Origin of the sequence: Cupriavidus sp. UYPR2.512, assembly GCF_000379565.1 — a bacterium.
GTDB lineage: Bacteria > Pseudomonadota > Gammaproteobacteria > Burkholderiales > Burkholderiaceae > Cupriavidus.
Genome location: NZ_KB903053.1, coordinates 66,365 through 73,038, shown reverse-complemented (window position 1 = coordinate 73,038; position 6,674 = coordinate 66,365). Strand labels below are relative to the sequence as shown.

Below are 6,674 nucleotides of genomic sequence, written 5' to 3'. Positions count from 1 at the left end.
ATGTATATCTTCAAGAGGACGGCAGGATGATATGAGGGGCGACCTGTAGTCGAAGGATTGGCACCTTCGAACCCGAGCGACTCGAGATCCAACTCTTCAACAAACGCGTCGATGATCCTGGCAGGGTTATCCTCGGCGATGAAATCATCGAGGCATTCTGGAAGCAGCGTAGCTTGCTTGCGGTCTTCTCCCTCTATGAATCGCTTCATCCGGTCCCCCCAATCTGAATGAGTTGATCCAGTCTAGGTGATCGGGACGTTTTCACACACCCTCGACCCTAAACAGCCTGTTGCACCCAGCTTGCCAGTGTCCCTTGACGACCACATATCAGGCACTGGAACATCCCGGTTGACTCGACACTCTGTAACTGGATCGGCTACAAAACGGAAAGCGATACGTGAGGGAGATTTTTCGGCGCCTGTCGACAGCCTTCCTTCTCCCGAAAGTGCGTTGTGAACCCTCGATGCTATGGCACAGACCGTCCCGCGGCATTGGTTTGTGCGGTGAGTATGCGCCCCGAAGTTTTTGGATGGCCTTCGCAAGGTCACTTGAGGATGGCAGACCGAACAGGCGAGCCTAATCTATGCTGAACTGGGTCGCTGAAGACAATCGACGTCGCACCGTCGTGACTACGAACCAGCAGCGATCGCGTGCAACAATCGGATTCGCTTCTTATATTGCAACGGGCTCGACGCCATCACCGCCTTAAAACGGCGATGGAAACCGACAGCCTTACGACTCGCCCTCGCAGCTTCATCATCGGCAAGCGGAGCGCGCAGGCCCGCGCGGGCCAAAGGCGTCAGGGGTCAAAGCCGGATGGCAGCGGCTCCCGCGGCGCGGGGCGCACGCCCCAACCCGGCGGCGGTACACCAGGACGCACAGGGTGCCCGGGCGATGAGTACTGCAGAATCGTGTCGGTGTTCAGATGGATCAGTCTTACGCGGTGGGAATGGTTCCACCGTCGATCACGTACTCTGCCCCGCTGATCGCCGCCGCACGCGGCGAGATCAAAAAGGCGATCAGGTCGGCGACTTCCGCCGGCTTGCACGGCCGCCCGAGCGGGATGCCACCCAGCGCATCCATGATGATCTGCTTGCCGCCTTCGTAATCCGTACCGGCCTGGCTGGCAAGCCGTTCTGCCAGCGCAACTGCCGCTTCGGTTTCCACCCAGCCCGGCGACACGCGCACGACGCGCACGCCCTTAGGCGTGATTTCCTTCGACAGACTCTTGCTGTACGTGGACAGTGCAGCCTTGGCGGCAGCATAAGCCGTGGTCGATTCCGGCAAGGGCAAACGATTCTGGATGGACGTGACGTGGATGATGACGCCTGCACGTTGCTCAATCATCTTCGGCAACAACGCCCGATCCAGTCGTACGGCCGGAAACAGATTGAGGTTCAGCTCTTTCTGCCATTCGGTTTCATCCAGCGCGGCAAAACCGCCTGCCGGGGCTGACGATCCGCCCAGGACATGGATGATGGCGTCCACGCCACCCAGCCGGTTTTCGATGGCCTGTGCTACGGTGGCGCAACCCTCCGGCGTAGTGAGGTCGGCTTCGACGAACATGGCGTCGGGAATGAAGTCCGGCTTGGCACGAGCCGTCGTCAGGATGCGCGCGCCGAGTTCGCCGAGCAGTTCGACGACGGCGCGGCCAACGCCCTTCGTGCCAGCCGTGACCAGCACACGCTTGCCCGTGAGTTCGCGGTTCGTGGTCATCAGTGGATCTCTAGAAATTCAATCTTGTGGTCCGTGAGCCGGAATACATGTTTCAGGTCGGCGAGACCTCCGGGGAAGTTGCCAGCATATTGAGCCACGACAGTGACGCGGGCGTCGTCTTGCACGAACGTCAACGGCTCTACGCTATAGGCATACTTGCGCTGCGCTTCCGCCAGCCAGGTTTCGATTGCTTCGTGTCCCTGATACGTCTGGCCTTCATCGTGGACAACGGCCTTTTCGGAAAAAGCACGTCGCAGCGATGAAGGCGCGGCACCATTGCTCACCTGAAAAAAAGTGGAGACCGCATCGGGTAGTGAAATGTCCATGCAAGGAGCCTCTGATGGCAAAGTGTCGATACAGGAATTTTCGCTATAAACTTACTATTGAACAAGAACGCACGGAAAAGTAAGTTACCTACCTATGGGAAAGGAATACACCCCCGACACGGCCGCAGTTGGTGTCGAAGCAGTGCTTAAATTGCTGGAAGGGCGCTGGAAGCTGGTCATCCTGTTCCACCTTTTCGATGGCAAGGTGCAGCGTTTCTCTGATCTGGAGAAGCTCATCCCTGGTATTTCGCAAAAGATGCTCGCGCAGCAGCTACGCCAGTTGGAGGCGGACGGGATCGTGGCAAGAAAGCTCTATGCCCAGGTGCCGCCCAAGGTGGAATACCGGTTGACTGATTGGGGACAAGCACTCTGTCCCGCTCTGGACGCTCTTCTCAAATGGGCGGAGCAGCGCAACGAGTTGCTAAAAGCTGTCTGATGCCGAGTAGATTCCCTAGGTAATCTCCGTTGATTGGCCGAGCAAGCCAAGCCGGATCAGACTCTTAGGCACACGGTTGGGCAGACTCGCATGGTCGCCGTGTTCGAGAGATGAAGCCATTGTTGCGCCCGCCCTGTTGGGGCGGTCCACCGTACGAAGCCGGCGAGCGGATCAACCCGCCGCCGTCTTGATCACATACTGGCTGGTCGGCAGCACGTCGATCTTGTCAATCAATGAAACGGTGGCAACTATCCATCATGGCCTGCAGATTGTCCTGTAGCTTTACATCATCCCCGACCGCATCGAAGAACGCATGCGGGCTGGTCATCGCCGCGGCCGGGAAGCATTCCTCGACGATGGCGTCCACTGCCGGTGCGCCATGGGTCAGCGGGCGCACCACCACGTTTTGCACATAAAGGAAATTATCCTGCGTGTCGATCGCTACCTGGGTGTGGTGGTTGTGCCAGATATCCAGCCAGGCTTCCGGTGTCAGCCGAGGGGGGCGCTTGAGAAAGGCGAGCTGGGCAAAGCCTTCGGTGCGCTCGCCCAGGCGAGCCGGGAAACGTGTGTTGCGGATCGGTTGCGATTCGGTCACCAGATAGGCTGCCTGGCGCGCCACTGCCTGCCCGATCGCATCGTCGAACGGCTGGCGGAATGGCTTGATTGCGCTGTTCATCCACACGCTGACCAGGCCGTCCATCAGCGGCTGGCTGTTGGACTGACGTAGTCCGGTGGCTGGCGCTACCGCCTCATCCGCCACTTCACCTGTACGCCACGCGCACCAAGCGCGAGCAATTTCTCCGGTAATTCGCCGCGCAGACGTTGGGCAAACTGCTCAACGCCGTCACGCGGGTCGCGCCATACGATGTAGACGACTTTTTCCATGGTTGGCTTTCCTTTCGGCTGTCAGGCGGGGGCAAACATATTGGCGGTCACCTTGAACGTGTCCGGGATAGGGGCAGTGACGGTTTCGAATACGCGCCTGTAGCCGGTGGAGATGATGCGCCACTCACCATCGCGCTTTACGTACTCGTCCTCGTAAAAGGCTGTGCCGTGCAGCATCCAGCTGTTGGCGAGGTCGATCACATGGTCTTCCAGATACCAGGTGCCCTTGGCACGGTCTGGCGCGGTCAGCTTGATCTCCGGGTGGTGGCCCTGGTGCTTGGTCAGGAGGGTGGCGTCGTCCATTAGCTTGCGGATGCCGGCGATAAAGGCATCGCGGCTGTCGAAGCTGTACTTGCCGCTATCCAGCCAGGTGTTCAGCTCGGGGGCCAGGCAGTCGGCCAGCGCCGCCCAGTCGTGCCGGTCCAGCGCGCGAAAATAGCGGTATTTGAGCTGGCGGACGCGTTCGAGCTCGAGAAATTCGTCCATCGGGGTCTCCTTGTCGGGGGCTGCGTGAGGTCGAGCCGATGGTAGGACGGCGCTGCCGTCATACTCATCGTCCGCGCGGACTACGGAGATGCTCGCTAGTCCGAACGGGGGAGCGCCAGGCGTGGTGGCTGGGTTAGCGTGCCGGCCATGGGTCGGATGTACCGGCCGTCAAGGAGACCTCATGAGCCCCTCTCTCGAGCTGGAACAGCGCCTGCGCAAGCTGGAGGATCTGGAAGCGATCCGCCAGTTGAAGGCACGCTATTTCTTCTGTTGCGACCAGAAAGACCCGCAAGGTGTGCGAGACTGCTTCGCTAGCGGCCAGGTACTGATCGATTACGGCCGCCTCGGCGTGTTCCACGAACGCGATCAGTTGGTCGAGCTATTCGAGCGGCTCGGCTGCCACGAACACATCGTCGAGATGCATCACGGAGTCAACCCGCAGCTCACCGTGGCTGATGCTGACCATGCCTACGGCACCTGGGGACTGCATTACCAGCAGATCGATACACATACCAGCACGCTAACCCAGTTCGGTGCCTACTACGAAGACGAATACCGCAAGCTGGATGGCGCCTGGAAGATCATCTCCACCCGCTGCGTGGTGACTTCCACCATGGCGCTGCAACTGGATGCTGCGACAGTCCGAACCCTATTCGCCGGCCGCGCCCCCTCGCTAGCTGAGGCGCCAGCCTCCTGAACCGGATCTCACCATCACCATTTTTCCAACAGCAGGAGCCAAAACATGGCAGCAAATCTGCAGGGCAAAGTTGCCCTGGTCACTGGCGCCGGTCAGGGCGTCGGGCAGGGTATAGCTTACGCGCTGGCGGCGGAGGGCGTCTCGGTGGCCGTTGTCGGACGTACTTTGAGCAAGCTGGAAGCCACCTGCGCCGAAATCGCGCGTCGTGGTGGCCGCGCGAGGCCGTTTCTGTGCGACGTGATGGTCAAGCAAGACATCGAGCGCTGTGTGGCCAAGATGGCACAGACCTTCGGAGGCATCGACATCCTGATCAACAACGCGCAGGTGGTGCCGCTGGGCAACCTGCTGGACGTGAGCGACGAAGCCTTTGTCGAAGGCATCGATTCCGGCCCGCTCGCAACCTTGCGCCTGATGCGCGCGTGCCACCCATACCTGAAGGGGGGCGGTGCAGTGGTCAACTTCGCCTCGTCGGCGGCGGTGCGCTGGGATGCCTCCGGTTACGGTGCCTACGCCGCGGTCAAGGAGGCGATCCGTTCGCTTACCCGGGCTGCTGCCTGTGAATGGGGAGCCGATGGCATTCGCGTTAACACGATCGCGCCGCATGCGCTGTCGCCCGGCATGGAAGGCTGGATCGCCGCTCGCTCGGACGAGGCTGCCGCCTTCTTCAAGACTATCCCTCTTGGCCGCGTTGGCCACTGCGAACAGGACATCGGCCGGGCGGTGGTGTTTCTGGTCGGCAGCGATGCCGGCTACCTGACCGGCGCCACCATCCCGCTCGACGGTGGCCAGGCCTATTGGGGCTGACTTCTTAACCAATATGGAAACAACTATGAATCGATTGGCCAACAAGGTCGCCATCGTCACCGGTGGCGCACGTGGCATGGGCGCCGAAACCTGCCGCCTGTTCGTACAGGAAGGCGCCAGGGTGGTGATCGCCGATGTGCTGGAGCGGGATGGTCAGGCGCTGGCAAGGAAGCTGGGAGAAGCGGCCTGCTACCACCGCCTCGACGTCAGCGACGAAGCCAACTGGCAGCAACTGGCAGAGCAGACCATCGAGCGCTTCGGACGCATCGACGTGCTCGTCAACAACGCTGCGGTGCTGGTGTTCGGCGCCATCACCGATCTCTCCACAGGCGAGTTCGAGCGCGCCTTGTCGATCAACCTGCTCGGCACCTTCCTTGGCATCCGTGCAGTGGCTCCGCTGATGCAGGCGCAGCGTGCCGGTTCCATCGTCAACATCTCGTCGGTGGATGGCATGCGCGGCGTCAATGCATTTCCCGCCTATGTGGCGAGCAAATGGGGCGTACGCGGGTTGACCAAGGCGGCGGCGCTGGAACTTGGCCACCACGGCGTGCGCGTCAATTCGGTCCATCCCGGCGGCATGAATACCCAGATGGCCAACCCGCGTGGGCTGACCGCGGACGAACTGAACAAGGACTATCGCCAGGTCCCGCTGCAGCGCATCGGCGAGCCGGTGGAAATTTCGCGCGCGATATTGTTCCTGGCCAGCGATGAGGCCTCGTACTGCAACGGCAGCGAGTTGACGGTGGATGGCGGCATGGTGGCCGGTGCCTACTATCCGGGCCTGCCGGGCGCGCCGTTCTGACACTTCTGGGCAATAGCTTACCGCTCAATCACCCCAGCGCAGCAGTTGGGGTTTTCTTTTGGTTCTTATATGAACGCGCCTCATCTTAGGCGAAAGCCCTGCATGAACTAATTTCGCAACAGCTTCTAAGGAAGAGCGCCGCGTGAGCTATCGCACTATAGCTATTGCGCGGGCCAACGGCCCTTCGACCGCTTTGAGCGTCTGTTGATGGAGTCAAAAGAGTCCTGGAACACGACACGATCAATGACCGCAATTGGCCGAACTCGGCCGACTGTCCACCGCCAGCCCACAGCAGTCTCTGACCGTCCCCCTCTCGGACATTCTTCATATCGATCTCAATGGCCCGGTCGGGTTCGCTACACCTTTTTAAGCTTGTGGCCGCGGCCGGAAGTCCATGGCCGCGTGAACGGTTACGCGACCACGTGGAACGGGCGTTGGAAGGCCGCGGCCAGGGGGCTTGCCTCAAGGCACTCGCCGGTCGACGGCTTCTCCAGGATTCCCCCTAAAGTCTCCCAACCCGCC

At 60.7% G+C, this 6,674-nt stretch carries 7 protein-coding genes and 2 pseudogenes; 4 read left to right on the top strand and 5 right to left on the bottom strand.

The window, feature by feature from the left end; all coding sequences use genetic code 11:
* The 3 genes and pseudogenes from A3A5_RS41900 to A3A5_RS0119585 all read right to left on the bottom strand — a co-directional run.
* Positions 1-209, bottom strand: a pseudogene (locus A3A5_RS41900) (IS5/IS1182 family transposase); the annotation flags it as partial.
* A 727-nt stretch (positions 210-936) separates the two neighbouring features.
* The gene (locus tag A3A5_RS0119590; RefSeq protein ID WP_018312231.1) at positions 937-1,716 is read right to left on the bottom strand and encodes an SDR family oxidoreductase; all 780 of its coding nucleotides are present in this window, start codon (positions 1,714-1,716) and stop codon (positions 937-939) included.
* Positions 1,716-2,042, bottom strand: a complete 327-nt coding sequence (locus A3A5_RS0119585; RefSeq protein ID WP_018312230.1) for a nuclear transport factor 2 family protein — start codon at positions 2,040-2,042, stop codon at positions 1,716-1,718. Before A3A5_RS0119585 ends, A3A5_RS0119590 begins: the two co-directional genes overlap by 1 nt.
* A gap of 94 nt (positions 2,043-2,136) precedes the next feature.
* Here A3A5_RS0119585 and A3A5_RS0119580 point away from each other — a divergent pair, with 94 nt between their 5' ends.
* Complete coding sequence (locus A3A5_RS0119580; protein WP_018312229.1) at positions 2,137-2,478, top strand: helix-turn-helix domain-containing protein; 342 nt, start codon at positions 2,137-2,139, stop codon at positions 2,476-2,478.
* A 171-nt stretch (positions 2,479-2,649) separates the two neighbouring features.
* On the opposite strand, the pseudogene A3A5_RS38985 reads toward A3A5_RS0119580, so the two are convergent.
* Positions 2,650-3,363: pseudogene (locus tag A3A5_RS38985) on the bottom strand (EthD domain-containing protein).
* Between the two features lie 21 nt (positions 3,364-3,384).
* Positions 3,385-3,849 carry a nuclear transport factor 2 family protein gene (locus A3A5_RS0119570; RefSeq protein ID WP_018312228.1) on the bottom strand — a complete coding sequence of 155 codons (465 nt, stop codon included), beginning with the start codon at positions 3,847-3,849 and terminating at the stop codon, positions 3,385-3,387.
* Between the two features lie 181 nt (positions 3,850-4,030).
* Here A3A5_RS0119570 and A3A5_RS0119565 point away from each other — a divergent pair, with 181 nt between their 5' ends.
* The 3 genes from A3A5_RS0119565 to A3A5_RS0119555 are packed head-to-tail and all read left to right on the top strand — an operon-like array spanning position 4,031 to position 6,152.
* On the top strand, positions 4,031-4,546 hold the full coding sequence (locus tag A3A5_RS0119565; protein WP_018312227.1) for a nuclear transport factor 2 family protein: 516 nt from the start codon (positions 4,031-4,033) through the stop codon (positions 4,544-4,546).
* Positions 4,547-4,591: 45 nt separating this feature from the next.
* A complete protein-coding gene (locus A3A5_RS0119560) occupies positions 4,592-5,350 on the top strand; it encodes an SDR family NAD(P)-dependent oxidoreductase (RefSeq protein ID WP_018312226.1) in 759 nt (252 codons plus the stop codon).
* A 25-nt stretch (positions 5,351-5,375) separates the two neighbouring features.
* Positions 5,376-6,152, top strand: coding sequence for a glucose 1-dehydrogenase (locus A3A5_RS0119555; protein WP_018312225.1), 777 nt, complete (start codon positions 5,376-5,378; stop codon positions 6,150-6,152).
* Positions 6,153-6,674 lie beyond the last annotated feature (522 nt).

Bases quoted from the DNA above. Each gene is read 5' to 3' on its own strand.
- A3A5_RS0119590 (WP_018312231.1), bottom strand. From the start codon at position 1,716: ATGACCACGAACCGCGAACTCACGGGCAAGCGTGTGCTGGTCACGGCT.
- A3A5_RS0119585 (WP_018312230.1), bottom strand. From the start codon at position 2,042: ATGGACATTTCACTACCCGATGCGGTCTCCACTTTTTTTCAGGTGAGC.
- A3A5_RS0119580 (WP_018312229.1), top strand. From the start codon at position 2,137: ATGGGAAAGGAATACACCCCCGACACGGCCGCAGTTGGTGTCGAAGCA.
- A3A5_RS0119570 (WP_018312228.1), bottom strand. From the start codon at position 3,849: ATGGACGAATTTCTCGAGCTCGAACGCGTCCGCCAGCTCAAATACCGC.
- A3A5_RS0119565 (WP_018312227.1), top strand. From the start codon at position 4,031: ATGAGCCCCTCTCTCGAGCTGGAACAGCGCCTGCGCAAGCTGGAGGAT.
- A3A5_RS0119560 (WP_018312226.1), top strand. From the start codon at position 4,592: ATGGCAGCAAATCTGCAGGGCAAAGTTGCCCTGGTCACTGGCGCCGGT.
- A3A5_RS0119555 (WP_018312225.1), top strand. From the start codon at position 5,376: ATGAATCGATTGGCCAACAAGGTCGCCATCGTCACCGGTGGCGCACGT.